This window comes from Roseateles sp. GW823-FHT07B05, assembly GCF_058794515.1.
The window spans coordinates 351,166-375,638 of record NZ_JBXAGX010000006.1 but is presented as its reverse complement, the minus strand read 5'-3'; the positions used below and the strand labels follow the sequence as shown (position 1 = coordinate 375,638).

Annotated in this window: 24 protein-coding genes and 1 tRNA gene; 17 read left to right on the top strand and 8 right to left on the bottom strand. The window is 72.0% G+C overall.

Features of this window, described 5'->3' with window-relative positions:
* Nucleotides 1-31: 31 nt before the first annotated feature.
* Together AC1Q7O_RS16065 and AC1Q7O_RS16060 are read left to right on the top strand one after the other, a co-directional pair.
* Nucleotides 32-1,174, top strand: a complete 1,143-nt coding sequence (locus AC1Q7O_RS16065) for an acyl-CoA dehydrogenase family protein (RefSeq protein ID WP_492662560.1) — start codon at nucleotides 32-34, stop codon at nucleotides 1,172-1,174.
* A 100-nt stretch (nucleotides 1,175-1,274) separates the two neighbouring features.
* A complete protein-coding gene (locus tag AC1Q7O_RS16060) occupies nucleotides 1,275-2,357 on the top strand; it encodes a methyl-accepting chemotaxis protein (RefSeq protein WP_492662561.1) in 1,083 nt (360 codons plus the stop codon).
* Here the strand turns inward: AC1Q7O_RS16060 and AC1Q7O_RS16055 are convergent.
* Nucleotides 2,344-3,249 carry a lactate/malate family dehydrogenase gene (locus AC1Q7O_RS16055; RefSeq protein WP_492662562.1) on the bottom strand — a complete coding sequence of 302 codons (906 nt, stop codon included), beginning with the start codon at nucleotides 3,247-3,249 and terminating at the stop codon, nucleotides 2,344-2,346. The genes AC1Q7O_RS16060 and AC1Q7O_RS16055 overlap by 14 nt on opposite strands.
* 44 nt (nucleotides 3,250-3,293) lie before the next feature.
* Between AC1Q7O_RS16055 and AC1Q7O_RS16050 the strand changes: the two genes are divergently transcribed.
* Both AC1Q7O_RS16050 and AC1Q7O_RS16045 read left to right on the top strand, forming a co-directional pair.
* Nucleotides 3,294-4,946 carry an ExeA family protein gene (locus AC1Q7O_RS16050; protein ID WP_492662563.1) on the top strand — a complete coding sequence of 551 codons (1,653 nt, stop codon included), beginning with the start codon at nucleotides 3,294-3,296 and terminating at the stop codon, nucleotides 4,944-4,946.
* Between the two features lie 15 nt (nucleotides 4,947-4,961).
* Complete coding sequence (locus AC1Q7O_RS16045) at nucleotides 4,962-5,615, top strand: general secretion pathway protein GspB (protein WP_492662725.1); 654 nt, start codon at nucleotides 4,962-4,964, stop codon at nucleotides 5,613-5,615.
* Nucleotides 5,616-5,754: 139 nt separating this feature from the next.
* Here the strand turns inward: AC1Q7O_RS16045 and lepB are convergent, their stop codons facing one another.
* Nucleotides 5,755-6,444, bottom strand: a complete 690-nt coding sequence (lepB, locus tag AC1Q7O_RS16040; RefSeq protein ID WP_492658099.1) for a signal peptidase I — start codon at nucleotides 6,442-6,444, stop codon at nucleotides 5,755-5,757.
* A 132-nt stretch (nucleotides 6,445-6,576) separates the two neighbouring features.
* Here lepB and AC1Q7O_RS16035 point away from each other — a divergent pair, with 132 nt between their 5' ends.
* From AC1Q7O_RS16035 to AC1Q7O_RS16000, 8 genes are read left to right on the top strand one after another with little or no spacing between them, the layout of a single operon-like run.
* Complete coding sequence (locus tag AC1Q7O_RS16035; RefSeq protein WP_492658098.1) at nucleotides 6,577-7,086, top strand: TspO/MBR family protein; 510 nt, start codon at nucleotides 6,577-6,579, stop codon at nucleotides 7,084-7,086.
* Between the two features lie 46 nt (nucleotides 7,087-7,132).
* On the top strand, nucleotides 7,133-7,825 hold the full coding sequence (gene tsaB / locus AC1Q7O_RS16030; RefSeq protein ID WP_492658097.1) for a tRNA (adenosine(37)-N6)-threonylcarbamoyltransferase complex dimerization subunit type 1 TsaB: 693 nt from the start codon (nucleotides 7,133-7,135) through the stop codon (nucleotides 7,823-7,825).
* Entirely contained in the window at nucleotides 7,822-8,385 is a 564-nt protein-coding gene (locus AC1Q7O_RS16025; protein WP_492658096.1) for a GNAT family N-acetyltransferase, read from the top strand. The genes tsaB and AC1Q7O_RS16025 overlap by 4 nt, the downstream gene beginning before the upstream one ends.
* Nucleotides 8,386-8,401: 16 nt before the next feature.
* Complete coding sequence (locus tag AC1Q7O_RS16020; protein WP_492658095.1) at nucleotides 8,402-9,226, top strand: uracil-DNA glycosylase; 825 nt, start codon at nucleotides 8,402-8,404, stop codon at nucleotides 9,224-9,226.
* A complete protein-coding gene (locus AC1Q7O_RS16015; protein WP_492658094.1) occupies nucleotides 9,223-11,298 on the top strand; it encodes a putative bifunctional diguanylate cyclase/phosphodiesterase in 2,076 nt (691 codons plus the stop codon). The genes AC1Q7O_RS16020 and AC1Q7O_RS16015 overlap by 4 nt, the downstream gene beginning before the upstream one ends.
* 21 nt (nucleotides 11,299-11,319) lie before the next feature.
* Entirely contained in the window at nucleotides 11,320-12,420 is a 1,101-nt protein-coding gene (locus AC1Q7O_RS16010; protein WP_492658093.1) for a class I SAM-dependent methyltransferase, read from the top strand.
* Between the two features lie 12 nt (nucleotides 12,421-12,432).
* Nucleotides 12,433-12,735: a c-type cytochrome gene (locus tag AC1Q7O_RS16005; RefSeq protein ID WP_492658092.1), complete on the top strand. Its 303-nt coding sequence runs from the start codon at nucleotides 12,433-12,435 to the stop codon at nucleotides 12,733-12,735.
* Nucleotides 12,732-13,982 (top strand): FCSD flavin-binding domain-containing protein, encoded by a 1,251-nt coding sequence (locus AC1Q7O_RS16000; RefSeq protein WP_492658091.1) that lies wholly within the window; start codon nucleotides 12,732-12,734, stop codon nucleotides 13,980-13,982. The genes AC1Q7O_RS16005 and AC1Q7O_RS16000 overlap by 4 nt, the downstream gene beginning before the upstream one ends.
* Nucleotide 13,983: 1 nt before the next feature.
* Here AC1Q7O_RS16000 and AC1Q7O_RS15995 read toward each other — a convergent pair whose 3' ends face one another.
* From AC1Q7O_RS15995 to AC1Q7O_RS15985, 3 genes are read right to left on the bottom strand one after another with little or no spacing between them, the layout of a single operon-like run.
* On the bottom strand, nucleotides 13,984-14,418 hold the full coding sequence (locus tag AC1Q7O_RS15995; protein ID WP_492658090.1) for a VOC family protein: 435 nt from the start codon (nucleotides 14,416-14,418) through the stop codon (nucleotides 13,984-13,986).
* Between the two features lie 16 nt (nucleotides 14,419-14,434).
* On the bottom strand, nucleotides 14,435-14,797 hold the full coding sequence (locus AC1Q7O_RS15990) for a DUF6970 domain-containing protein (RefSeq protein WP_492658089.1): 363 nt from the start codon (nucleotides 14,795-14,797) through the stop codon (nucleotides 14,435-14,437).
* A 60-nt stretch (nucleotides 14,798-14,857) separates the two neighbouring features.
* Nucleotides 14,858-17,098 carry a C1 family peptidase gene (locus AC1Q7O_RS15985; protein ID WP_492658088.1) on the bottom strand — a complete coding sequence of 747 codons (2,241 nt, stop codon included), beginning with the start codon at nucleotides 17,096-17,098 and terminating at the stop codon, nucleotides 14,858-14,860.
* 76 nt (nucleotides 17,099-17,174) lie between these two features.
* Between AC1Q7O_RS15985 and AC1Q7O_RS15980 the strand changes: the two genes are divergently transcribed.
* Nucleotides 17,175-17,765, top strand: a complete 591-nt coding sequence (locus tag AC1Q7O_RS15980; protein WP_492658087.1) for a hypothetical protein — start codon at nucleotides 17,175-17,177, stop codon at nucleotides 17,763-17,765.
* Nucleotides 17,766-17,771: 6 nt separating this feature from the next.
* Here the strand turns inward: AC1Q7O_RS15980 and AC1Q7O_RS15975 are convergent, their stop codons facing one another.
* Together AC1Q7O_RS15975 and AC1Q7O_RS15970 are read right to left on the bottom strand one after the other, a co-directional pair.
* A complete protein-coding gene (locus AC1Q7O_RS15975; RefSeq protein ID WP_492658086.1) occupies nucleotides 17,772-18,344 on the bottom strand; it encodes an NnrU family protein in 573 nt (190 codons plus the stop codon).
* 19 nt (nucleotides 18,345-18,363) lie between these two features.
* A complete protein-coding gene (locus AC1Q7O_RS15970; protein ID WP_492658085.1) occupies nucleotides 18,364-18,828 on the bottom strand; it encodes an Lrp/AsnC family transcriptional regulator in 465 nt (154 codons plus the stop codon).
* 120 nt (nucleotides 18,829-18,948) lie between these two features.
* On the opposite strand from AC1Q7O_RS15970, the gene AC1Q7O_RS15965 reads away from it, so the two are divergent.
* The 3 genes from AC1Q7O_RS15965 to AC1Q7O_RS15955 all read left to right on the top strand — a co-directional run bounded on the left by AC1Q7O_RS15965 (nucleotide 18,949) and on the right by AC1Q7O_RS15955 (nucleotide 21,706).
* Nucleotides 18,949-20,043 (top strand): saccharopine dehydrogenase family protein, encoded by a 1,095-nt coding sequence (locus AC1Q7O_RS15965; protein ID WP_492658084.1) that lies wholly within the window; start codon nucleotides 18,949-18,951, stop codon nucleotides 20,041-20,043.
* Between the two features lie 5 nt (nucleotides 20,044-20,048).
* Entirely contained in the window at nucleotides 20,049-21,569 is a 1,521-nt protein-coding gene (gene amaB / locus AC1Q7O_RS15960; RefSeq protein WP_492658083.1) for an L-piperidine-6-carboxylate dehydrogenase, read from the top strand.
* 52 nt (nucleotides 21,570-21,621) lie between these two features.
* Nucleotides 21,622-21,706: transfer RNA gene (locus tag AC1Q7O_RS15955), tRNA-Leu, on the top strand.
* A gap of 203 nt (nucleotides 21,707-21,909) precedes the next feature.
* Here the strand turns inward: AC1Q7O_RS15955 and AC1Q7O_RS15950 are convergent.
* A complete protein-coding gene (locus tag AC1Q7O_RS15950; protein WP_492658082.1) occupies nucleotides 21,910-23,964 on the bottom strand; it encodes a putative bifunctional diguanylate cyclase/phosphodiesterase in 2,055 nt (684 codons plus the stop codon).
* Between the two features lie 104 nt (nucleotides 23,965-24,068).
* On the opposite strand from AC1Q7O_RS15950, the gene AC1Q7O_RS15945 reads away from it, so the two are divergent.
* Nucleotides 24,069-24,422 carry an HU family DNA-binding protein gene (locus AC1Q7O_RS15945; protein WP_268168017.1) on the top strand — a complete coding sequence of 118 codons (354 nt, stop codon included), beginning with the start codon at nucleotides 24,069-24,071 and terminating at the stop codon, nucleotides 24,420-24,422.
* The last annotated feature ends 51 nt before the right edge of the window (nucleotides 24,423-24,473 follow it).

Genomic DNA, 24,473 nt, shown 5'->3' with positions numbered 1-24,473 from the left:
CCGCACCCCCGCAACACGGAAAGCAACACCCATGCTTCTCTCCGAAGACCACCTCGCCGTGCAGGACGCCATCCGCGCCTACGTGCTGGCCGAGATCGCCCCCCATGCCGCGGCCTGGGACAAGCAACACCATTTCCCCGTCGAGCAGCTGAAGGGCCTCGCCGCGCTGGGCTGCTACGGCGTGGCCGTGCCCACCGAGTGGGACGGCGCCGGGCTGGACTACCTGGCGCTGGCCGTCATCCTGGAAGAAATCGCCGCCGGCGACGGTGGCACCAGCACGGTCGTCAGCGTCAACAACTGCCCGGTCTGCTCCATCCTGATGAGCTTCGGCAATGCCGACCAGAAAGAGCGCTTCCTCAAGCCGCTGGCGCGCGGCGACATGCTGGGCGCGTTCTGCCTGACCGAGCCGCACGTCGGCTCCGAGGCCGGCGGCCTGAAGACCACCGCCACGCGAGTCACTGACGAACAGGGCGACGCCTACGTGCTCAACGGCGTCAAGCAGTTCATCACCAGCGGCAAGCACGGCGACGTGGCCATCGTCATGGCCGTCACCGACAAGGCCGCCGGCAAGAAGGGCATCAGCGCCTTCCTCGTGCCCACCGCCACACCCGGCTACACGGTGGCGCGCATCGAGGAGAAGATGGGCCAGCACAGCAGCGACACGGCGCAGATCCTGTTCGAGAACTGCCGCGTGCCCGCCGCCAACCGGCTGGGCGACGAGGGCCAGGGCCTGAAGATCGCGCTGTCGGGCCTGGAGGGCGGGCGCATCGGCATCGCGTCGCAAGCGGTGGGCATGGCCCGCGCGGCCTTCGAGGCGGCGCTGCGCTACAGCCAGGACCGCGTCACCTTCGGCCAGCCCATCTTTCAGCACCAGGCGGTGCAGTTCAAGCTGGCCGACATGGCGACGCAGATCGAGGCCGCGCGCCAGCTGATCTGGCATGCCGCCAGCCTGAAGGACGCCGGCCGGCCCTGCCTGAAGGAAGCGGCCATGGCCAAGCTGTTCGCCAGCGAGATGGCCGAGCGCGTCTGCTCCGACGCCATCCAGATCCACGGCGGCTACGGCTACCTCAGCGACTTCCCCGTCGAGCGCATCTACCGCGACGTGCGCGTGTGCCAGATCTACGAGGGCACGAGCGAGGTGCAGAAGATCCTGATCGGGCGGGCGCTGGCCTGAGCTGGATCAAGGGCGGTTCCGATGTCGTGAAACTTCCACGCGGCGGCCGCCCACGCCGCGCTAAATTGGGTCTTCCCCTCAGCCGAAGGAGACCGTCTCGATGTTCGCCAACCTCTCGATCGCCCAGCGCCTGGCTCTCTACCTGGGGCTGTCCGTCGCGCTGCAGGTCTACGTCATCGCCGGCGTGCTGTATGGCATGCCGGCCGGCTGGCTCATCGGCGGCTGCCTGGTGCTGGGCGGGCTGATCGCCTTCGTCTATCTGGACGGCGCCAAGAGCGTCGGCACCTTCCTGACCGACCTGCTCAGTGGCGCCCACCGCATGAGCGACGGCGACCTGCGCGAGGACATCCCGCTGCGCGGCAACTCCAGCGCGCGGGCCGGCATGTCGGCGCTCGTGAAGCTGCAGGACACGCTGCGCAACATGATGAGCACGCTGCGCGACGGCGCCGAGCAGGTCAACACGGCGGCCACCGAGATCGCGGCCGGCAACCTCGACCTGTCGCAGCGCACCGAGCAGGGCAGCGCCGACCTGCAGCAGGCCGCCAGCTCCATGCGGCAGATGACCGAGGCCGCGCGCCACAGCAGCGAGGCGATGGACGAGGCCAGCGCGCTGGCGCAGAGCACGTCGCTCCAGGCGCGCGAGAGCGGTGGCGTGGTGCTGAATGCGGTGGACGCGATGAATGGCGTCAGCCAGAGCAGCCGCAAGATCGCCGACATCATCGGTGTCATCGACGGCATCGCGTTCCAGACCAACATCCTGGCGCTGAACGCGGCCGTCGAGGCGGCGCGTGCCGGCGAGCAGGGCCGTGGCTTCGCCGTCGTCGCGAGCGAGGTGCGGCACCTGGCGCAGCGCAGCGCCGAGGCGGCCAAGGAGATCAAGACGCTGATCGGCGCCAGCGTGGAGCAGGTGGATGCCGGCTCGCGCCTCGTCAACGACGCCGGCACGCAGATGCAGGACGTCGTCGCCAACGTGGAGCGGGTGGCCCACCTCATCAAGGACGCCACCGAGCTGGCCCGCACGCAGAGCGCCGGGCTGCGCGAGATCGCCGACTCGGTGGACCGGCTGGACCAGTCCATGCAGCAGAACGCCGCGCTGGTGGAGGAGGGCGCCGCCGCGGCCGAGAGCCTGAAGTCCCAGGCCGGCCGGCTCAACGAGCTGGTGGGCCGCTTCAGGACCCGCTGAGCGAGCCGAACGCGCGGTCCAGCACCTCGCTGGACGCCACCAGCGCCTCGCGCTCGGCGCGGTCCATCGCCGGCGCCGTGACGGGCCGGGCGCCGCCCGCGCCCACCAGCGCCGGCAGCGACAGCGCGATGCCGTCGTCCTGCACGCGGCTGACCGGCAGCAGCCGCTGCTCGTCGTTGACGATGCAGCCGATCAGCTCCGCCGTCACGAGACCGATGGCGTGGTTGGTGGCGCCCTTGCGGCGGATGACCTCGTAGGCCGCGCGGCGCACCGCCTGGGCCAGCGCCGGCTCCTCGTCCACGCGCCAGCCGGGCCAGTCGCGCAGCGCCACGCCGCCCACCCGCGCGGCCGACCACAGCGGCACCGACGAGTCGCCATGCTCGCCCACCACCAGCGCATGCACGGACTGCGGCGACACGCCCAGCTTCACCGCCAGCCGCTCGCGCAGCCGCGCCGTGTCCAGCAGCGTGCCGGTGCCGATGACGCGCTCCGGCGGCAGCCCGCTGGCCGCCTGCACGACGCGGGTCAGCACATCCACCGGGTTGGTGACGACGAGCACGATGCCGGGGAAGCCCGCCAGCGCGCGGCCGACGCCGGCGGCGATGCGTGCGTTGTCGCGCAGCAGGTCCAACCGGCTTTCGTCCGGCCGGCCGTTGCGGCCCGCGGCCAGCACGACGATGTCGGCCTCGCGCATCTGCGCCAGCGGCACGGCGCGCACGTCGCAGGCCGGGTAGAAGGCGGCGCCGTCGGCCAGGTCCATGGCCTCACCCTCGGCGACGTCGCCGCGCTGGTCGTTCAGCCAGAGTTCGCCGGCGTGGCCGGCCAGCAGCGTGGAGAAGGCGACGCTGGTGCCGACCCAGCCCGTGCCGATGATGCCGATGCGTGCTTTCATGCGCCCAGTATGGATGCTCGCGGCCCTGGTTATCCTGCCGCCCCATGTACGCGACCTTCTTCGGCCTGCGGCAAGCGCCGTTCTCGATCGCGCCGGACCCGCATTACCTGTTCATGAGCGAGCGCCACCGCGAGGCGCTGGCCCACCTGCTGTACGGCCTGGACGGCGGCGGCGGCTTCGTGCTGCTGACCGGCGAGATCGGCGCCGGCAAGACCACCGTGTGCCGCTGCTTCCTGGAGCAGATCCCGGCGAACTGCAACGTCGCCTACATCTTCAACCCCAAGCTCACCGTCCACGAGCTGCTGCAGGCGATCTGCGACGAATTCCACGTGGCCGTGCCGGCCGGCGCGCTGACGGTGAAGGACTACGTCGACCCGCTGAACGCCTTCCTGCTGGCCCAGCACGCGGCCGGGCGCAACAACGTGCTCATCATCGACGAGGCGCAGAACCTGTCGGCCGACGTGCTGGAGCAGTTGCGCCTGCTGACCAACCTGGAGACGGCCGAACGCAAGCTGCTGCAGGTGGTGCTGATCGGCCAGCCGGAGCTGCGCGACATGCTGGCGCGGCCCGAGCTGGAGCAACTGGCGCAGCGCGTCATCGCGCGCTTCCACCTCGGCGCGCTGTCCGAGGCCGAGACGGCGCAGTACATCCGCCACCGCCTCACCGTGGCCGGCCTCACCGGCGCGCTGCCGTTCGACGGCCGGGCGCTGCGCCTCATCCACCAGCTCACGCGCGGCGTGCCGCGCCGCATCAACCTGCTGTGCGACCGTGCGCTGCTGGGCGGCTACGCGGGCGGGCAGGCACAGGTGGGCGCTGCCATCGTGCGCCAGGCCGCGGCCGAGGTGTTCGACACCCGGCCCGTGCGGCGTCGCCGGCGCGGGTGGCGGCCGGCGGCCATCGGCGTGGCCGTGGCGTCCGCGGCCATTGCCGGCGCGGGGCTGACCTGGGCGCTGCAGAAGCATTGGCAGGCCGGTCGGGCGCAGAAGGCGGCCGCCGTCGCGGCAGCGGCCTCCGCCGCTTCAGCGCCGGCCAGCGCGGCCTCGGCCGCCGCGCCTGCCGCCAGTGCGGCTTCCCAGCCTGCGCCCGCCGCGAGCGCGCCCGAGCCGCTGCAGCTGGCCGACTGGGCGCCGCGCGACGGCGACGCCTGGGCCGCGCTGGCGCAGCGCTGGGGCCTGCCGCTGCCGCCCCAGGCCGACCCCTGTGCCACCGCCGCGCAGCGCGGCCTGCAGTGCTACCGCAGCGGCAACGGCAGCCTGTCGCTGATCCGCCTGATGGACCGCCCCGTGCTGCTGACGCTGCAGCGCCCGGGCCAGCCCGCCGCGCTGGCCGCGCTGGTGGGGCTGGACGGCCCGCACGCCACGCTGCTGGTGGAAGGCCGGCCGCGCCGCGTCGCGCTGGCCGAGCTGGCACCGGCCTGGCGCGGCGAGTTCACGACCTTCTGGCGCGTGCCGCCGGGCTATGCCAGCCGGGGCGAGAGCATGGGCCCGCTGCGCGACTGGATGGCGGCGCAGCTGGCCGGCGTCGCGGGCGCGTCCGCGCCGGCGCAGCGGCCCGGCCTGGCCGAGCTGACCCGCCAGGTGCAGGCCTTCCAGGCCAGCCAGGGCCTGCAGCCGGACGGCCGCGTGGGCCCCGTCACGCTGATGCAGATCAACCGCGCCGCCGGCGTGCCCGAGCCGCATCTCGACGCGGCGCGCTGAACGCGAGAGACCACCATGTCCTACATCCTCGACGCCCTGCGCCGTGCCGAAGCCGACCGCGAACGCGAGCGCGGCCAGGTGCCGGGCCTGCACACCGCGCCGCCCGGCACCGCGGCCGCGCGCGGCACCAGCCCGCGCCGCTGGGGGCCCTGGGCGGGCGCCGGCCTGCTGCTGCTGGCCGGCATCGGCGCCGGCAGCTGGTGGGCCGGCGCTGCGCGCGATGCCGCCGTGCCGCCACCGGCCCCCGCGGCGCCGTTGCCCGCGGCACCGGCGCCCGCGCCGGTCACTCAGCCCGCACCCGCGCCCGCCCCGGTGCCGTCGGCCCCGCCGGCGTCCGCTTCGCCCTATCTGCCGCCCGCACCGCCGCCAGTGCCGGTGCCCGTGGCTACCGCGCCGGCACCCGCGCCGCAGGCCCCGCCGCCGGTGCCGGCCGCCGAGGCGCCCATTCCGCGGGTGGCCGAGCTGCCCGAGAACCTGCGCCGCGAGCTGCCCAGGCTGGTCATCAGCGGCGCGGTCTATTCGGACGACCCGGCCAGCCGCTTCGTCATCATCAACGGCGAGGTCATGCGCGAGGGCGGCAAGCCCGGCGCCGACCTGGTGCTGGAGAAGATCGGCCCGCGCGAGCTGGTGCTGCGCTTCAGGGGGCAGCGCTACCGGCAGCCGGTCTGAGGGGCTGCGCCGGCGGGCGTTCGCGCAGCGTCTGCGTGGCGGCCGGTGCCGGCTGCGGGCAGCGCACCGTCAGCTCGGCCACCGGCCGGCGGTCGATGACCGGGCGGGGATGGTGGAAGCACAGCATGGCCGCCCCGCCTCACTGGATGGCCGACGCCCAGCGGCCGAAGCGCGGCGCCAGGCGCCAGCCGTCCTCGCCCAGCCAGTCGGCCGCCACCAGCACATGGTGGGCTCGGCCGATGAGGCGCTCGCGCGGCACGGTGCCGATGAAGCGCGAGTCCTCGCTGTTGTCGCGGTTGTCGCCCAGCATGAAGTAGCGGCCCGGCGGCACGGTGAACTCGGCCATGTCGCGCCGCGCGGCCAGCGCCGGCAGCCACTGCACGGCGTGTGGGTGGCCGGCGAGGTCTTCGGTCTGGCGCACGGCGTCCACCACCCAGCCGGGGGCCACCGTCTCGCCGTGCGTGCGCGCGCCGGCGTAGCCCAGCGGCTGGCCGTTCAGCACGACGACGTCACCCTGCATCGCGACACGGTCACCCGGCAGGCCCACGATGCGCTTGATGAGCCGCGTGCCGTCCTTGGGCGAGCTGAACGTGACGACGTCGCCGCGGCGCGGCTCAGCCAGCGGCAGTAGCACCACGTCGGTCAGCGGCAGCTTGAGGTCGTAGGCCAGCCGGTTGACGAGCACCACGTCGCCCTCCAGCAGCGTGGGCCGCATGGACGCCGACGGGATGGGGTTCCAGTCCGCCACGGCGGTGCGGAACACCGCCAGGCCCAGCATGAAGAGGAGAAAGCCGCGGTGGGCCTTGAGGGTGTGCAGCAGAGGTTTCATGTCGCCATGGTCCATGCCGGCGCGTGGCTGCGGCCCTGCCGGCGGGCGAATGGCAGCCCGGGCCGTGCGAATGGCGGATGGGGCGTGCGGCCGCGGGCTTATCGTGGCGACCCCATCAGGAGAAATGCCGACGTGAACCCCGCCGCCTCATCCCGCCATTCCCGGCTGTCCCAGGGCCTCGGGCTGGCCGGGTGGCTCGCGGTCACGTTCGTGGCCGCCGCTGCCGGGGCGGTGGCGTCCCTGGACGCGCCGGTCTTCTACGGCCAGTTGGACAAGCCCGGCTGGGCGCCGCCGGCCTGGGTGTTCGGGCCGGTCTGGTCGGTCCTGTACACGCTGATCGGCATGGCGGCCTGGCTGGTGTGGCGGGAGCGGCCGTCGCGGCGTGTGGGTGGCGCGTTGGCGCTGTACGTCGCGCAACTGGTGGCCAACGCGCTGTGGTCGTGGCTGTTCTTCGGCTGGCACCAGGGGGCGCTGGCGTTTGCCGAGGTGCTGCTGCTGTGGCTGATGATCGCCGCCACCGGCGCCGCGTTCTGGCGCCTACACCGCGGCGCGGCGCTGCTGTTGCTGCCTTACCTGGCGTGGGTCAGTTTCGCCTCGGCGTTGACCTGGGCCGTCTGGCAGCGCAACCCCGGCCTGCTGTAGGCGCCGGATGGGGCGCCGCCGGGGACCCCGACGGTAAACTCCCTCGATGCCCTTTTTGCTCGCCCTCGACAGCTCCACCGACACGATGGCCCTGGCCCTCGTGACGCCGGAGCAGACGAAGGTGTTCGAGGCGGCCGGCGGCGCCCAGGCCTCGGCGCGCCTGCTGCCCGAGATCCGGGCCTTGCTGGCCGGTGCCGGCGTGGCCATGGATGACCTGGACGCCATCGCCTTCGGCCAGGGGCCCGGCGCGTTCACCGGCCTGCGCACCGCCTGTGCCGTCGCCCAGGGCCTGGCCTTCGGGCTGGGCAAGCCCGTGCTGGCCGTCGACAGCCTGATGCTGGTGGCCGAGGACGCCCGCGCGCAGGGCGCCGGCGACGACGTCTGGGTGGCGATGGACGCCCGCATCGGCGAGATCTACGCGGCCCGCTACCGTTGGGCCGGCGGCGCCTGGCAGGTGATCGAAGCACCGGCGCTCTATGCGCCCGACGCGCTGGCCGCCCACTGGGGCCAGCCGGCCGCCGTGGCCGGCACCGCGCTGACCGAGTACGCCGCGGTGCTGGGCACGCTGGCCAACGCGTGGCCGCAGGCCCGCTCCCGCGCTGCCGCGCTGGCCGCGCTGGCGCAGGCGGCCTGGCAACGCGGCGAGACGCTGGACGCCGCCGACGCGCTGCCCGTCTACGTGCGCGACAAGGTGGCGCTGACGACGGCCGAGCGCGAGCAGAAGGCCCTGGCGTCATGAGTGCCCAACTGGACTGCGCCCAGCCGCCCTGGGAAGCCGACGGCATGCGCGTGCCCGACCTGACCGAGGTCCTGGCCGTCGAGCGCCAGGCCTATCCGGTGCCGTGGACGCACGGCAACTTCGTCGACTCGCTGGCCGCCGGCTATCCGGCCGAGGTGCTGCGCGGCCCGCGGGCCCGAGCCCACGCCGGGCCGCCCCAAGTGGGCTTGACCCCCTCGGGGGGCGGGCCGGGTGTAGCCCGGCCCTGGGGGCATTCGGAACTGCTGGGCTACTGGGTGGCGATGCCGGGCGTGGACGAGTTGCACCTGCTCAACATCACCGTGGCGCCGGCCTGGCAGGGGCGCGGCCTGGCCGTGGCCATGCTGGACCGCCTCGTCGCCGCCTGCCGCCAGCGTGGCCTCATGCAGCTGTGGCTGGAGGTGCGCGTCGGCAACGAGCGGGCGCGCGAGGTCTACCGCCGCTACGGCTTCGCCGAGGTCGGCAAGCGCCGCGCGTACTACCCGGTGACCGAGGGGCCGCGCGAGGATGCGGTGCTGATGAGCCTGATGGTGGCGGCATGACGGGCGAGGGGCTGGCATGACCTGGGACGAGCGCCAACGGGCCATGCTGGCCGAGATGGGCTTCCGGCTGCCGCCGCGCGCGGTCGAGGCCGCCGCGGCCGATGAGCCCGAGGGCAGCGACGTCGCCGTCGCCGAACGCGCCCCGTCGCCCGCGCCGGTGGTGGCGCGCGCACCGGTGGCCGCGCCGGCGGCCGCACCGATCGCTGCACCTGTTGCGGCGCCAGTTGCCGCACCGGTCGCGTCGCCGCGCGTGGCCGCGCCCGTGCCTGCCAGCTTCGCAGACCTGGACGGTGCCGCGCTGCGCGAGGCCGTCGCCACCTGCCGTGCCTGCGGCCTGTGCGAGCAGCGCCGCCACGCCGTCTACGGCAACGGTGCCGTGCAGCAGGCGCAGTGGCTGGTCGTCATGGATCCGCCCGACGAGGCCGACGACGCCTCCGGCGAGGCGCTGGGCGGTGACGCCGGCCGGCTGCTGGACCGCATGCTGCTGGCCGCCGGTCACACCCGCCAGGGCGAGGCCGCCACCGCGTTCGTGACGCCCATCGTCAAGTGCCGCCCGCCCCGCGGCCGCGCGCCGCAGCCGGCCGAGCTGGACGCCTGCGAGGCCGTGCTGGCCCGTCAGGTGGCGCTGCTGCAGCCCCGGCTCGTGCTGGCCATGGGCCTGCAGGCCGCGCGCCGGCTCACGGGCCTGGCTGAGCCGCTGGGCAGGCTGCGCGGCCGCGTGCACCAGTGGCAGGGGCTGCCGGTGGTGGTGACCTACCCGCCGGCCTACCTGCTGCGCTCGCCCGCCGACAAGGCCGGTGCCTGGGACGACCTGCGCCTGGCGATGCGGACGACGTCGTGAGCGTGCTCGACAACGCCGACCTCGAACGCCAGGCGCTGGACGCCGCGCGTTTCCGCATGCTGGCCGACCACGTGCCGGCCTGGATCGCGCTGTACGGCGCGGCGGACCACCACTGCCTGTTCGCCAACCGCGGCTATGCCGAGGCGTTCGGGCTGACGCAGGACTCCATCATCGGCCTGCACTTCAGCGACATCGTCGGTGCGGCCGCCTACGAGCAGGTGCGGCACTGGGTGGACCAGCTGGTGCGCGAGCTGCGGCCCGTCGTTTACGAGCGCGAGCTGGTGCAGCCGGGCGGCGAATGGGCCTGCCTGGAGATCCACCTGATCCCGCAGTTCGACGAGGCCGGCGTGCTGATGGGCAGCTGGGTGCTGGTCTACGACATCACCCGCCACCGCCTGGCCGAGCGGCGCCTGCGCGAGTCCGAGGCGCGGCTGCACAAGTTCATGCAGGCCACCGTGGAGGGCATCCTGTTCCACCGCGACGGCTACATGACCGACGTGAACCAGCGGCTGTGCGCGATGACGGGCTGGCCGGCCGAGGCGCTGATCGGCCAGCATGTGCTGTCCTACGTCGTCGACGACGAGCTGGCCAAGGTGCGCGAGGTGATGATGCAGGCGCAGGAGCTGCGCTACGAGACGGCCATCAAGCACCGCGACGGCTCGCGCGTCCCGGTGGAGCTCATCATGCGCACCATCGAGCATGACGGCGAGAAGCTGCGCATGGCCGTCGTCCGCGACATCAGCGACCGGCTGGACAGCGAGGCCCGCATCCAGCACCTCGCCCACCACGATTCGCTGACCGGCCTGCTCAACCGCGCCGCCTTCATGGAGCGCATGGGCGGCTTCCTGAAGCGCGCGCAGCGCCACGGCGAGATGCTGGCGCTGCTGTTCATCGACCTGGACAACTTCAAGCGCGTCAACGACTCGCTGGGTCACCTCGAAGGCGACCAGGTGCTGACGACCGTGTCCGAACGCATCATCGGCGCGCTGCGCGGCAGCGACCTGGTGGGGCGCTTCGGCGGCGACGAGTTCGTCGTGCTGCTGACCGACCTGACGACGCGCGCCGACATCATCGTCGTGCTGGAGGCGCTGCTGTCCGTCGTCGAGGTGCCGGTGAAGGCCGACGGCCGCGCGCTGTCCGTCACGCCGTCCATCGGCGTGGCCGTGTTCCCGGACGACGGCCGCCAGGCCGACGAGCTCATCCAGCATGCCGACACGGCCATGTACCGTGCCAAGGCCCGGGGCCGTGCGACCTACCAGTTCTTCGAACCGGCGCTGGCCGAGACGGCCTATGCCGACCTCGTGCTGGAGGCCGAGCTGGCGCAGGGGCTGACGCGCAACGAGTTCGAGCTGTTCTTCCAGCCGCAGGTGGAGGCGACGACGGGCCAGCTCTCCGGCGCCGAGGCGCTGCTGCGCTGGCGCCACCCGCAGCGCGGGCTGCTCAGCCCCGACGCGTTCATCTTCGTCGCTGAGCGACACCGGCTGATGCTGGCGCTGGGCGAGTGGGTCATGCGCGAGGCCGCGGCCACCGCGCGGCGCTGGCGCGAGCAGGGCATCACGCAGGGCCACGGGCCGATGCGCATCGCCGTCAACCTGTCGCGCATGCAGTTCAACCTGGACGGCTTTGCCGACACGGTGAAGCACGTGCTGGAGGAGTCCGGTGCGCAGGGCCAGTGGCTGGAGCTGGAGCTGACGGAGCGCATGCTGATCGAGGACATCGAGCACGCGCCCGCCACGCTGGCGCAGCTGCGCGCGATGGGCCTGACCGTGTCGGTGGACGACTTCGGCACCGGCTACACCTCGCTGGCCCACCTGACCGAGCTGCCGCTGGACAAGCTCAAGATCGACCAGAGCTTCACCGCCCGCCTGCCCGACGACGTCGGCGCGCAGGCCATCACGCGCGCCATCGTGCAGATGGCCGTGGGCCTGGGCCTGACCGTCACCGCCGAGGGCGTGCGCAGCGCCGCGCAGTGGCAGCTGCTGGCTGCCTGGGGCTGCCAGCAGTTCCAGGGCGAGCTGGTGGGTTCCCCCATGTCGGCCGGTGACTTCGAGGCCTGGGTCAAGGCCCGTTGAGGTGGCCGGCGAGAATGGCCCATGTCCGCGCCTGATCCGTCCTCGTCGCTGCCGGCCCTGATCCGGCAGGCCATCGCCAACGCCGACGGCTGGCTGCCCTTCGACTGCTTCATGGCCATGGCTTTGTACGAGCCCGGCCTGGGCTACTACACCGGCGGCCGGCGCAAGTTCGGCCTGTTGCCGTCGCAGGGCTCCGACTTCGTCACCGCGCCCGAGATGTCGCCGCTGTTCGGCCGCGCGCTGGCCCGCCAGGTGGCGCAGGCGCTGCGCGCCAGCGGCTGCACCGACGTGATGGAGTTCGGCGCCGGCTCCGGCGCGCTGGCCGCGCACCTGATTGCCGAGCTGGATGCGCTGGGCGCCGGCCTGGCGCGCTACCGCATCGTCGAGCTGTCGGCCGAGCTGCGCGAGCGCCAGCGCGAGCGGCTGGCCGCGTGGGCCGACCGCGTCGAGTGGCTGGACGCGCTGCCCGAGCACATCGACGCCGTCCTCGTCGGCAACGAGGTGCTGGACGCGATGCCCGTGCAGCTGATCGCGTTCGACGGCCAGACCTGGCGCGAGCGCGGTGTCGTCGCGGCCGGCGAGGGTTTCGCGTTCGCGGACCGCGACAGCATGCTGCGCCCGCCGCTGGAGACGGGCTTCGTACCCGACACCGTCACCGAGATCCATCCGCAGGCCGAGGCCTTCACGCGCACGCTGGCGCGCAAGCTGCGGCGCGGCGCGGCCTTCTTCATCGACTACGGCTTCCCCGAGGCCGAGTACTACCACCCGCAGCGCCGCGGCGGCACGCTGATGTGCCACCAGGGCCACCTGGCCGACGCCGACCCGCTGGTGGCCGTGGGCGACAAGGACATCACGGCGCACGTCAACTTCACCGGCATCGCGCTGGCCGGGCAGGACGCCGGCCTCGTCGTGCTGGGCTACACCAGCCAGGCCAATTTCCTGCTCAACTGTGGCATCGCCGAGCTGCTGCAGGGCGCCAGCCTCGGCGAGCGCGCGATGGCGCACCGCCTGCTGGCCGAGCACGAGATGGGCGAGCTGTTCAAGGTGGTGGGCTTCGCGCCGCTGAATGCGCCGTTCGACGCCATCGGTTTTGAACGCGGAGACCGGTCCCACAAACTCTGAAGGAGTGCGGGCATGAAGGCCTGGTGGTTGCTGCTGCTGTGTGCGCCGGCGCTGGCGCAAGACCTGAACGCCGGCCGGCAACTGGCCGCCACCTGCGCCAACTGCCACGGCACCCACGGCCGCCCGCGCGGCACCGCGCTGCCGCCGCTGGCCGGCATGAAGGCCGACGTGATGCTGGAACTGCTGGACGACTACCGCAGCGGCCGCCAGCCGGGCACCGTGATGCCGCAGATCACCAAGGGCTACACGGAAGCGCAGCTGCGCCTCGTGGCGGCCTATTTCTCGTCACTCCCTGCCGCGCAGGCCAAGCCATGATCGGGCGCCGTCACCTCGTGGCGGCAGGCGGCCTTGCGCTGGCGGGCTGCGCGACGACCCGCAGCACGGCGCGGCTGGGCCGCGTCGTCGTCGTGGGCGGCGGCTTCGGCGGCGCGACGGCGGCGCGCTACCTGAAGCTGTGGGGCGGTGCCGACGTCGACGTGACGCTGGTGGAGCGCCACGAGGGCTTCATCTCCTGCCCGATGTCCAACCTCGTCGTCGCCGGCGTGCGCGAGCCGCTCAGCATCGCGCACGGCTACGCGGGCCTGGAGGCGCAGGGCGTGCAGCGCGTGCGCGGCGACGTCGTCGCCATCGACCCCGCGGGCAGGACCGTGCGCCTGGCCAGCGGCGACACACTGCACTGGGACCGCCTCGTGCTGGCGCCGGGCATCGCCTTCACGCTGGACGGCATCCCCGGCCTCGCCGCGGCCTACGACAGCGGCCGCGCCGTGCACGCGTGGCAGGCCGGCGCGCAGACGCTGGCGCTGCGCCGCCAGCTGGCCGACCTGCCGGACGGCGGCGTCGTGCTGATGAGCATCCCCAAGGCGCCGTACCGCTGCCCGCCCGGGCCGTACGAGCGCGCCTGCCTGATCGCGTCCTTCCTGCGCCGTGCCAAGCCGCGGGCCAAGCTGCTGCTGCTGGACGCCAACCCCGAGGTGCAGAGCAAGAAGGCGCTGTTCGAGCGCGCGTTCGCTCAAGCGCACGCCGGCGTGCTGGAGTACCGGCCCAATGCCGAGCTGAAGGAGGTCGCCGGCAGCGTCGCGCGCTTCGAGTTCGAGGATGTGAAGGCCGACGTGCTGAACCTGATCCCGCCGCAGCGCGCGGGTGATCTGGCGAAAGACTTCGCCAACGTGAACCGCCGCTGGGTGGGCGTGGACTGGCTGACGATGCAGGCGCAGGTGGCGCCGGGCGTGCACGTGGTGGGTGACGCGCTGATGTCCGCGCCCGGCATGCCCAAGTCGGGCCACCTCGCCAACCAGCAGGCCAAGGTGGCCGCGGCGGCCGTGCTGGCGCTGCTGAAGGGCGAGGCGGTGAACCCGGCGCCCGTGGTGATGAACACCTGCTACAGCTTCACGACGCCGACCGAGGCCATGCACGTGGCGTCGGTGCACCAGTACGACGCCGCCGAGAAGACGATGAAGCCGGTGCCCGGCGCGGGCGGCGTGTCGGCCGCGGCCAGCGCTCAGGAGGCCGCGTTCGCGCTGGGCTGGGCCGAGAACATCTGGGCCGACACCCTCGCGTTGTGACTTACCAGGCGCCGGTGTTGGGCATCGACGCCCACGGCTCGGCCGGTGCCAGCGCGGGGCCGCGCTGCAGCAGCTCGATGGAGATGCCGTCGGGCGAGCGCACGAAGGCCATGCGGCCGTCGCGCGGCGGGCGGTTGATGAGCACGCCGTGGTCGACGAACTTCTGGCAGGCGGCGTAGATGTCGTCCACCGCGTAGGCCAGGTGGCCGAAGTTGCGACCACCGGTGTAGACCTCGGCCTTGCCGTCGGCGTCGGGCCAGTTGTAGGTCAGCTCGACCTGGGCGTCCTCGTCGCCCGGGGCTGCCAGGTAGACCAGCGTGAAGCGGCCGGCCTCGTGCTCGGAGCGCTTGACCTCGACGAGGCCGAGCGCGTCGCGGTAGAACTTCATCGAGGCGTCCAGGTCATGGACGCGGACCATGGTGTGCAGGTATTTCATGCGCCGGATTGTCCCGCTACAGCGTGTCCTGCACACGCCAGGGGTTGCTGGCGGCCGTGTCCGGCGGGCGCGGCCTGAGCCGGTGCACCCACGCCGGGCAGCGGCCGTCGCCCTGGCCCGTGAAACCGCCGGACGGCGCGCACAGGTAGCGGCCGTCGGCGTCGTAGGCCTTGTTGAACTGGTCGCAGCACAGGGCCATGTGCAGGTAGACGATCTGGCCGTCCGGCCCCACGTGCGCCGTCATGCGGGCCAGCGCCTGCGCGTCGACCCGGCCGGCCGCGAGCAGGTTCTCGTGCACGACGAACTCGGGCTCGGGCGCGGCGGGCTTGTCGACGCTGCTGCAGCCGCTGACGAGCAGTGCGGCCGCGAGGGCGGCCATCCGCAGCAGGTTGGCGTTAGGCGGGGGGGGGAGGCATGGCCGCGCAGTATGCCGATACCTTCAATAGTCCAGCCACTCCATCGGCGCCACCAGCGCGGCGCCGCGGATGCGCTCCAGCGTGCCGGTCAGCACGTCGATGTTGTTGTCGAAGCTGCCGTGGCTGGCGGCGATCTGGTCGCCGGTCTTGGTCGTGCGCACCTTGGGCGTCGTCACGCGGTTCAGCAGCGCGCCGGCCGGCCACAGCTTGAGCCAGGCCTGCACGTCCTGCTGCGCTTGCGTGGCCCACTGGTCGCCGGACCAGGCCGGGTCGGCCGGCACCAGCGCCCGCTCCATGCCCAGCAGCGGCTGCTTGCGGATGTCGTCCAGCGCGCGCGACACGAGGTACAGCAGCGACTTGCCGTAGATGTCGCGCTCGGCGTCGGGCAGGCCGTCGGCGCGTTCGTTGGCGTCCGTCAGCACATGCAGGCGCAGGGCCTGCAGCGACAGCACGCCGGCCTGGTGCGCGGCGCCGTAGTGCTGCACGGCAAAGCCGCTGGAGCAGGCCGCGGCGTACAGCTCGCAGCTGGCTGCCTGCACCGGCGTCGGGCCGGCCATGCGGCCCAGCAGGTGGCCCAGCAGGATGGAGCCGGCCGAGTGGCCGATGAGGTGCACCTCCAGCGTCTTGCCGCTCTTGGCCAGCGTGTCGCGCAGTTCGCGCAGCATGTCGGCGGCGAGGTCCAGCACGTGGTCGTCGGCGGCGCCGCCGGCCGCGTTCTCGCGCATCTCGCTCCAGATGCCACGCGCGAACTGGCGGCCCACGGCCTCGATGGCGCGGTCCTTGGCCTCGGCGGCGGCCTCGCGCAGGCGGTCCAGCCAGCCCTCGCTGCGGTCGCCGGCGATGACGCGGTGCTTCAGGTCTTCCAGCATGTCCTTCAGCGTCTCCACCGGGCCGGTCTTCCACGTGAAGAACAGCGGGTAGATGCCGTTGGCCAGGAAGTAGGGCGCCATCACGCGGATGCGCTGGATGGAGGCCGGCTCGGAGTTCAGCCCGCCGTGGGCGTAGATCGCGAGCTTGACGGTCTTGTCCTTGCCGGCCTTGAACCAGGCCGCCGGGCGCTCGACGACGATCTCGCGCGCCAGCCCCGTGCGGTCGTTGCGGGCCCGCGTGAAGTCGGTGGACATCAGCTGGCCGTCATTGCCCGACACCAGCGTGTGTGTGTAGGCCTCGTCGGTGCGCAGTGGCTGGTAGGGCTTGTGCGTGAACGTGTGGTTGACGGGCCAGGGGTCGTCGCGCGGGTTGTCGCCCTGGCGCAGCGTGCCGGCCACGTCAGCCAGGCCGCGGCCGGCCATCACGCGGAAGCCGCTGGCCGCGGCACGGGCGGCGGCCTTGGCGCCCTTCGCCCCCTTCGCGGGCGGGGCCGGGCGCGAGGTCAGGTCCGACAGGTCCTGCGGCACGCCCAGGGCCACGGCCCAGGCATCGGTGCCGTTGGTGACCCAGTCTTCATACGGCAGCACGGCGAAGCCGCTGGCACCCCAGTCGGTGCCCCAGCTGTTCTGCACGACGAAGCCGCGTTCGTTGAAGCCCACCAGCGCGAACGCGTGGCCGCCGGTCTTCTGCGTCATGCGTGCGATGCGGGGCAGCTTGTCGTGGCTGCCCGGCAGCGGCGTGGCGTCCAGCGCCCAGCCGTCGTGCACGTCGGCCGACACGTAGACGGCGCCGATCTCGTAGATGGCCGACTGCATGTCGACGACGCTCTTCTTCTCGACGCGGTAGTACACGCCCAGCGGGCGGCGCGTGGCGTCCTCGTCCCAGCCGGCCAGCGGCCGCTGGAAGACCCCGGCGCCGTTGTCGTCCAGCGGGTAGGGCCACAGCGTGGACGAGCACACGCCGTGCTTGTGCCAGCCCTTCAGCGCGCCGCGGCAGGAGGAGCCTTCGTAGTCCTGGCCGGGCCACTCGTCGTACAGCTTGGCCAGCTCGTAGAACATGCGCGGGCTCACCGGGGCGGGCATCTGGCTGCGCGGCGCGCCGAGGTGGCGCAGCCAGTACAGGTAGTTGGTCACGCAGGCCAGGCCGAAGCCGGTGCAGGCGCCTTCGTTGCCCTGGTTGAGGATGCGGCCCGACTTGACGTAGGCCGGCAGCAGCTTCTTCAGGTCGGCGTCCAGCGGCCAGCGCGCCGGCAGCGAGCGCAGCGGCGCGCGGTACATGAGGTCGCGCAGGTCCAGCCGGTCGGGGCGGGCGTCGAGCTTGGGGGTGGGGGCAGCGTTGGCGGCGGCCTTGCGGGCGGTGGTCTTGGCAGCGGGCTTGCGGGTCGCGGTGGCCATGAGAATCTCCTGGTGAGCGGCGGATGATGGACCGCCGACCGGAGCCGGGACAAGGTGTTTGGCCAGAGTGATCCCCATGTTGAAGGACGCGGGCCGGGTGGTACAAGCCGGCCTGATGAATCTCCGCCTGCTGACATCGCTTCTGCCCGTCCTGGCCGCCGTGCAGGCAGCTGCCGATGGCGATCCACCTGGGCTGGCCGAGTACTGTGAAAGGGTCTTGTGCCGCGTGCCCGATGTGCAGCTACGTGTCGACGCACAGCACGGCTTCGAGCAGCGCGGAGGGGCGCCCATGCCGGTGCTGCTGCCCAATGGCTGGTTGACTGTCTACGGCGGCGAGACGATCTACGTCGAGGCCAGAGTCGACGGCGCCAAGCTCACGCTGCGCCCGGTGGCCAGACCCGAGAAGCCCGAGGCCACGCTGGAACTGAAGTTCGAGCAACTGCCGGGCAAGCCCGACATGATGCTGACGGTCAGCAATCCGCTGCCGGTGGCGGTGCGGTTCCGCATGGGCTTCATGCGCCCGGATTCAGACCGGCTGCTGCGCACGTCAAGCTGTCCGGTGCTGGCCGGCAAAAAGCTGTTCGAGCACTGGCCGCACGCCATTTACCAGCTCGTGCTGGCCGACGCGCAGGTGCTGGCGGGCGGCGAAGACGTCAGCTGCAAATAGCCGCGCTCAGCGCCCCAGCGGCGCGATGCCCAGCCAGGCCGCGTGCGCCCAGAACGCGATGACGGCCCACAGCGCGGCACCGACGACGACCGTGGCTGCGGTGCCCGCGGCCGTCGGCGCCGCGACGGCCGGCGCCGGCCGGCGCCGCGCGGCGCGGAACACGAGGATGGACCAGACCAGGAAGCTGCCGAACAGCATCACGTCGGCCAGCGTGTTGTTGGCGATCAGGTGGGCGAACGCCCAGACCTTCACCGACAGCGTCATCGGGTGCTGCAGCTTGGCCTTGAAGTGGTTGCGCGGCACGTAGGCCGCGGCCATCAGCACCATGGCCACCAGCATCAGCGCGGCAGCGCCGTGGTTCATGCCGCGGATGGCCGGCCACAGCACGACGGGCTGCTGGCGCGCCAGCGAGTAGCCCCACAGGATCAGCACGAAGCCGGTCAGCGAGACCACCGTGTAGAAGCCCTTCCAGCCCATTGCGCCCAGCCGGGCGATGCGGGCTTCGCGCCAGCGCGGCGCGACGGCGCGGGTCAGGTGGATGCCGAGGAAGAGGGCGAGGCCGAGGGCCAACCAGGTCATGTTGGGAATCTCCGTGAGGCTAGGTTTGTCGGTCCACGCGCAGCGCCAGCACCACCGAACTGTTGGTGCGCAGCACGCCGTCGATGTCGCCGATCTCGTCGAGCAGCGCGTCGAGCCGGGCCGTAGTGTCGGCGCGCAGCAGCGCCATGTAGTCGAATTCACCGCTGACGGACGCGAGCTGGCGCAGCTCCGGCAGTTCCGACAGGCGCTTGACGACTTCGCGCCCGGCCTTGGGGCTGACGGTGATGCCGACGAAGGCCTGCACGCTGCGCCCCGCCTCGTCGCCGCCCAGCCGCGCCGTGTAGCCGACGATGCGGCCGCTGGCCTCCAGCCGCGCCAGCCGCGCGACGACGGTGGTGCGCGCCACGCCCAGCCGGCGCGCCAGCGTGGCCGTGCTGTCGCGCGCATTGGCCTGCAGCAGCAGGATCAGCCGGCGGTCCAGGTCGTCGGTCGAGGAGGGCGGATTTACCCGTAATTCATCCATAACGGCGAATCATCGCGACGATCCGACGAATCCGCAATTGCTTTCGTCGGAACATCGCTTTCTTTCGTCATCGCCTCTGCCTAGAGTGCGGCCCAACGCAAACACAGCCTGGAGCCCCTCATGAAGATCGCCCTGCTCGGCGCCGGCCACATCGGCCAGACCATCGCCCGCCTGCTGCACGCCACCGGCGACTACCAGGTCACCGTGCTCGACAAGAACGCCGGCTACCTGAAGGTGCTGGCCGCCGAGGGCATCGCCACGGCCGAGGTGGACAGCGACAACCGCGGCGCGCTGGCCGCCCAGCTGCGCGGCAAGGACGCCGTCGTCAACGCGCTGCCCTATCACCTGGCCATCACCGCCGCCGAGCTGGCGCTGGAGTGCGGCTGCCACTATTTCGACCTGACCGAAGACGTGGCCGCCACCCAGGCCATCAAGAAGATGGCCGTGGGTGCCAAGACCGCCTTCATGCCGCAGTGCGGCCTGGCACCGGGCTTCATCGGCATCGTGGCCCACCACCTGGCCAGCGGCTTCGACTCGGTGCGCGACGTGCAGATGCGCGTCGGCGCACTGCCGGCCTTCCCGACCAATGCGCTGAAGTACAACCTGACGTGGTCGGTCGACGGCCTCATCAACGAGTACTGCCACCCCTGCGAGGCCATCCACGAGGGCGAGACCATCGCCGCGCTGCCGCTGGAGGGCCTGGAGCACTTCAGCCTGGACGGCACCGAGTACGAGGCCTTCAACACCTCAGGCGGCCTGGGCACGCTGTGCGAGACCTGGGCGGGCAAGGTGCGCAACCTCGACTACAAGACCGTGCGCTACCCCGGCCACCGCGACCTGATGCAGTTCCTGCTCGGGGACCTGGGCCTGAAGAGCGACCAGGGCAACCTGAAGGACATCATGCGCAAGAGCATGCCGGCGACGATGCAGGACGTGGTGCTCGTCTTCGTCACCGTGTCGGGCATGAAGAACGGCGTGCTGCTGCAGGAGGTGTTCGCGCGAAAGATCTTCGCCACGCGCGACGGTGCGCAACCGCTGTCCGCCATCCAGATCACGACGGCCGCCGGCATCTGCGCCGCGGTGGACCTGTTCCGCTCCGGAGCGCTGCCGCAGAGCGGCTTCGTGCGCCAGGAGCAGGTGGCGCTGCCCGACTTCCTGGCCAACCGCTTTGGCTCGGCGTATCAGCAGTCGCGTCAGGTCGAGTCCATCTCCTGAGCAGAATGCCGACCATGAAGCAACAAACCCTTTCCGTTCTCGACGCCCTCGGCGTCCACCTGCCGGCGTCCGGCGACCTGACCGTGCGCTCGCCCATCGATGGCAGCGTGCTCGCTCAGCTGCCCACCGCCAGCGCCGCCGACATGCAGGCGGCCGTGGGCCGTGCTCATGAAGCGTTCAAGGCCTGGCGCGTCGTGCCCGCCCCGAAGCGCGGCGAGCTCGTGCGCCTGTTCGGCGAGGAGCTGCGCGCGCACAAGGCGCAGCTGGCGCAGCTGGTGTCCATCGAAGCCGGCAAGGTGACGAGCGAAGGCCTGGGCGAAGTCCAGGAAATGATCGACATCTGCGAGTTCGCCGTCGGCCTGAGCCGCCAGCTGCATGGCCTGACCATCGCCAGCGAGCGCCCGGGCCACCGCATGATGGAGCAGTGGCTGCCGCTGGGTGTCGTCGGCATCATCTCGGCGTTCAACTTCCCCGTGGCCGTGTGGGCCTGGAACTCGGCCCTGGCGCTGGTCGCCGGTGATGCCTGCGTGTGGAAGCCCAGCGAGAAGACGCCGCTGACCGCGCTGGCCACGCAAGCCTTGTTCGAGCGCGCCGTGAAGGCCTACCGCGCCGCGGGCCACGCCGCGCCGGACGGCCTGTCCGAGCTGGTCATCGGCCGCGCCGATGCCGGTGAGGCGATGGTGGACGACGCTCGCGTCGCGCTCGTCAGTGCCACCGGCTCCACCCGCATGGGCCGCGCCGTCGGCCCGCGCGTGGCGGCGCGCTTCGGCCGCTGCCTGCTGGAACTGGGTGGCAACAACGCCATCATCGTGACGCCCAGCGCCGACCTCGAGCTGGCCGTGCGCGGCATCCTGTTCGGTGCCTACGGCACGGCCGGCCAGCGCTGCACGACGACGCGCCGCGTCATCGCGCACGAGAGCATCCACGACGCCCTCGTCGAGCGCCTGGACCGCGCCCGTGCGCAGCTGCCCATCGGCTCGCCGGTGGAGCAGGGCACGCTGATCGGCCCGCTGATCGACGCGCAGGCGTTCGACGCGATGCAGGCCGCGCTGAAGGCGGCCCGCGAGCAGGGCGGCCAGGTGTCCGGCGGCGAGCGTGCGCTGGCCGACCGTTTCCCCGACGCGTACTACGCCCAGCCGGCGCTGGTGCGCATGCCGTCGCAGACCGAGGTCGTCTGCCACGAGACCTTCGCGCCCATCCTCTATACGCTGAAGTACTCGACGCTGGATGAAGCCATCGCGCTGCAGAACGGCGTGCCGCAAGGCCTGTCGTCGGCCATCTTCACGACGGACCTCCGCGAGGCCGAGGCCTTCATGAGTGCCGCGGGCAGCGACTGCGGCATCGCCAACGTCAACATCGGCACGTCCGGTGCGGAGATCGGCGGCGCGTTCGGTGGCGAGAAGGAAACCGGCGGCGGCCGCGAGAGCGGTTCGGACGCGTGGAAGGCCTACATGCGCCGCACCACCAACACGGTGAACTACTCCAGCGAGTTGCCGCTGGCCCAGGGCGTCAAGTTCGATATTTGAAGAAATTCCTTGTGAGCCCGAAAAACCGGGCTATACTGCGAGGCTCCTGAAAGCCCAGGTGGCGGAATTGGTAGACGCACTAGTTTCAGGTACTAGCGGGTAACTCCGTGGAGGTTCGAGTCCTCTCCTGGGCACCAAACAAGAAAGGCCAGCACGCAAGTGCTGGCCTTTTGCGTTTTGGGGCCCAGGAGAGGACTCGAAGGGCACGTCACCGGGGACCGAGGACAAGCCCTGCGGCTTGTCCGCCGCCTCGGTGAAGGTTCGCGCCTCCTGGCGCGAACCGTCTGCCGGGGTCGCCGGAGGTGACCGAGTCCCCGCTGAATGGCCCTCGATGGGCCGTTCAGCGTGTGGTGGCGGCAACCGAATCTGCAGGGTTGGCAGAAAACCACCTCTCCTCAAACTCCCCCGCCGGCACGCCCTTCCCAAACCACCACCCCTGCCCCCAGTCGCACCCCATTGCCCGCAGGGCCAGCATCTGCGCCTCCGTCTCCACCCCTTCGGCAACGACCTCCATGCCGAGCTCATGCGCCATCGTCACGATGGCCCGGCACAGCGCCAGCGCCTTGCCGCCATCTGCCAGCCCGGCGACGAAGCTGCGGTCGATCTTCACCGTGTCGATCTCGTGGTGCTGCAGATAGCTCAGCGATGAGTAGCCTGTGCCGAAGTCGTCCAGCGAGATCGACAGCCCGGCCGCTCGCAGCGCGCGCAGCCGGTCGGCGACGGCCTCGTCGCGTTCCAGCAGCAGCCCCTCGGTGATCTCCACGGCCAGCGCATCGCCGGTCAGGCCCATGTCGCGCAGATGGCGGGCCCAGTCCGGCTGCACGCGGTGGCTGCGCTCGCCAAGGAACTGCACCGGCGACTTGTTGATGCTGATCTGGAAGCCCGCCTGCCCGGCCGCCCGCCAGGCCAGCGCCTGTGCCGCGGCCTCGCGGAACACCCAGTCGCCGATGTCGACGATGAGGCCGGTGGCCTCGGCGATGGGGATGAACTGCGCCGGGCTCACGTCGCCCAGCTGCGGGTGCCGCCAGCGCAGCAGCGCCTCGGCCTTGCGCGGCGGCGCGGCCGGGTCGCGCAGCGACAGCATGGGCTGGTAGACCAGGCTGAGCTGGCCCAGCCGCAGCGCCTCGCGCAACTCGGCCGCCAGCCGTGTGCGCCGCTGCGCCGCCTCGTGCAGCGCCGGCGTGAACAGGCTCATGCGGTTGCGGCCCGCGCCCTTGGCCTCGTACAGCGCCAGGTCGGCATGCTTGAACAGCGCCTCGATCTCCAGCCCGTCGCGCGGCGCCAGGCTCACGCCGACGCTGGCCGACACGTACACGCGCTCGCCCGCCACCTCGAAGGCCTCCGACAGCGTGTGCAGCAGCTCGTGGCCCACGCGCTGCGCCTCGGTGCCGGCATCGGCCGCGGCCAGCAGCACGGTGAATTCGTCGCCGCCCATGCGCGCCACGACGCTGCCCGCCGGCATGCAGGCCTGCAACCGCTGCGCCACCTGCACCAGCAGCGCATCCCCCACGTCATGGCCCAGCGAGTCGTTGACCTCCTTGAAGTGGTCCAGGTCCACGAACATGACGGCCAGTTCCTCGCCGCGCATCGCGCGCTGCGCCAGCGCCCGCTCGATGCGCTCTCGCAGCGAGCGGCGGTTGGGCAGGCCGGTCAGCGTGTCGAGGCGGGCCTGCTGCCACACCAGCGCCTCCTGGCGCTTGCGGTCGGTGATGTCCGTGTGCGTGCCCACCATGCGCAGCGGCTGCCCGTCCGCGTCGCGGGTGATGACCATGCCGCGGCTCAGCACCCATTTCCACGTGCCGTCCTTGGCCTGCACGCGGTGCTCGTTGCGGTAGACGGGCGTGCGGCCGGCGAAATGGTCCTCGCGGTCGCGCGCCATCTGCGCCAGGTCGTCGGGATGGGTGCGCGCATCGAAGGCCTCGGGCGTGGCCTCCACGTCGCTGGGCTCGAAACCGTACAGCCGCAGGTAACGATCTGAAAAATACTCGACGCCGGCCTGCACATGCCAGTCCCACACGCCGTCGCCGCTGCTCTCCAGCGCCAGCTTCCAGACGGCGTCGGCCTCGTTCAGCCGCAGCTCGGCCGCGCGCCGCGCCGCGACGTCGGTGTGCGTGCCCAGCCACAGCGGCGAGTCCGGCAGGCGCTGCGCCTGGGCGCGCACCCAGGTGTGGCCCAGCCGGTACTCCATCTCGAAGCGGCCTGTCTGCTGTGCCGTGGCCCAGGCGGCGGTGAAGGCGGCGCGGTCGTCCTCGTGCAGGCAGCCCGTGAGCGGCAGCGGCAGCGCGGGGCGGTTCAGCGCTTCAGCCAGGCGCGCGTTCATCCACAGCAGGCGACCTTGCGCGTCGGCCTTCCAGACCTGTTGCGGCAGGGCGTCCAGCAGCGAGGCAAAGTGCACGGGCGGGGGCATTGGCGATGAACACTGGGCTCTGCCCCGACTGTATGCGCCACAATCCCGCCCGCCCGAGTCGTTCGGGCGCGTTTTTGAACGAGACCCCCCGCATGAACAAGACCGATCTGATCGAACACCTGGCCGCCAAGCACGAGCTGAGCAAGGCTGAAGCCGGCCGCATCCTCGAGACGCTGCTGGACGCCGTCGTCACCACCGTCAAGAAGGGTGGCGCCGTGTCGATCCCCGGCTTCGGCTCCTTCAAGCAGCATGCCCGCGCTGCCCGCAACGGCGTGAACCCCAGCACCGGCGCCAAGATCAAGATCGCCGCCGCCAAGCTGCCCAAGTTCACCCCGGGCGCCGGCTTCAAGGCCGCCGTGGACCCCAAGGCCGCTGCCAAGAAGGCTGCTGCCAAGCCGGCCGCCAAGCCCGCAGCCAAGCCGGCCGCCAAGGCCAAGAAGAAGTAAGGTGACGCGCATGTGGAGCGACCGTTGGGCCGAGCGCCGGGCCGCTCCCAA

What these genes read in the sequence shown, in the direction of transcription:
- AC1Q7O_RS16005 (WP_492658092.1), top strand. Translation starts at nt 12,433, where the DNA reads ATGAAGGCCTGGTGGTTGCTGCTGCTGTGTGCGCCGGCGCTGGCGCAA.
- AC1Q7O_RS15995 (WP_492658090.1), bottom strand. Translation starts at nt 14,418, where the DNA reads ATGAAATACCTGCACACCATGGTCCGCGTCCATGACCTGGACGCCTCG.
- AC1Q7O_RS16055 (WP_492662562.1), bottom strand. Translation starts at nt 3,249, where the DNA reads ATGAAAGCACGCATCGGCATCATCGGCACGGGCTGGGTCGGCACCAGC.
- tsaB (WP_492658097.1), top strand. Translation starts at nt 7,133, where the DNA reads ATGCCCTTTTTGCTCGCCCTCGACAGCTCCACCGACACGATGGCCCTG.
- AC1Q7O_RS16065 (WP_492662560.1), top strand. Translation starts at nt 32, where the DNA reads ATGCTTCTCTCCGAAGACCACCTCGCCGTGCAGGACGCCATCCGCGCC.
- lepB (WP_492658099.1), bottom strand. Translation starts at nt 6,444, where the DNA reads ATGAAACCTCTGCTGCACACCCTCAAGGCCCACCGCGGCTTTCTCCTC.
- AC1Q7O_RS16010 (WP_492658093.1), top strand. Translation starts at nt 11,320, where the DNA reads ATGTCCGCGCCTGATCCGTCCTCGTCGCTGCCGGCCCTGATCCGGCAG.
- AC1Q7O_RS15965 (WP_492658084.1), top strand. Translation starts at nt 18,949, where the DNA reads ATGAAGATCGCCCTGCTCGGCGCCGGCCACATCGGCCAGACCATCGCC.
- AC1Q7O_RS16060 (WP_492662561.1), top strand. Translation starts at nt 1,275, where the DNA reads ATGTTCGCCAACCTCTCGATCGCCCAGCGCCTGGCTCTCTACCTGGGG.
- AC1Q7O_RS16020 (WP_492658095.1), top strand. Translation starts at nt 8,402, where the DNA reads ATGACCTGGGACGAGCGCCAACGGGCCATGCTGGCCGAGATGGGCTTC.
- AC1Q7O_RS15970 (WP_492658085.1), bottom strand. Translation starts at nt 18,828, where the DNA reads ATGGATGAATTACGGGTAAATCCGCCCTCCTCGACCGACGACCTGGAC.
- AC1Q7O_RS15975 (WP_492658086.1), bottom strand. Translation starts at nt 18,344, where the DNA reads ATGACCTGGTTGGCCCTCGGCCTCGCCCTCTTCCTCGGCATCCACCTG.
- AC1Q7O_RS15990 (WP_492658089.1), bottom strand. Translation starts at nt 14,797, where the DNA reads ATGGCCGCCCTCGCGGCCGCACTGCTCGTCAGCGGCTGCAGCAGCGTC.
- AC1Q7O_RS16045 (WP_492662725.1), top strand. Translation starts at nt 4,962, where the DNA reads ATGTCCTACATCCTCGACGCCCTGCGCCGTGCCGAAGCCGACCGCGAA.
- AC1Q7O_RS15980 (WP_492658087.1), top strand. Translation starts at nt 17,175, where the DNA reads ATGTTGAAGGACGCGGGCCGGGTGGTACAAGCCGGCCTGATGAATCTC.
- AC1Q7O_RS15985 (WP_492658088.1), bottom strand. Translation starts at nt 17,098, where the DNA reads ATGGCCACCGCGACCCGCAAGCCCGCTGCCAAGACCACCGCCCGCAAG.
- AC1Q7O_RS16050 (WP_492662563.1), top strand. Translation starts at nt 3,294, where the DNA reads ATGTACGCGACCTTCTTCGGCCTGCGGCAAGCGCCGTTCTCGATCGCG.
- amaB (WP_492658083.1), top strand. Translation starts at nt 20,049, where the DNA reads ATGCCGACCATGAAGCAACAAACCCTTTCCGTTCTCGACGCCCTCGGC.
- AC1Q7O_RS15945 (WP_268168017.1), top strand. Translation starts at nt 24,069, where the DNA reads ATGAACAAGACCGATCTGATCGAACACCTGGCCGCCAAGCACGAGCTG.
- AC1Q7O_RS16025 (WP_492658096.1), top strand. Translation starts at nt 7,822, where the DNA reads ATGAGTGCCCAACTGGACTGCGCCCAGCCGCCCTGGGAAGCCGACGGC.
- AC1Q7O_RS16000 (WP_492658091.1), top strand. Translation starts at nt 12,732, where the DNA reads ATGATCGGGCGCCGTCACCTCGTGGCGGCAGGCGGCCTTGCGCTGGCG.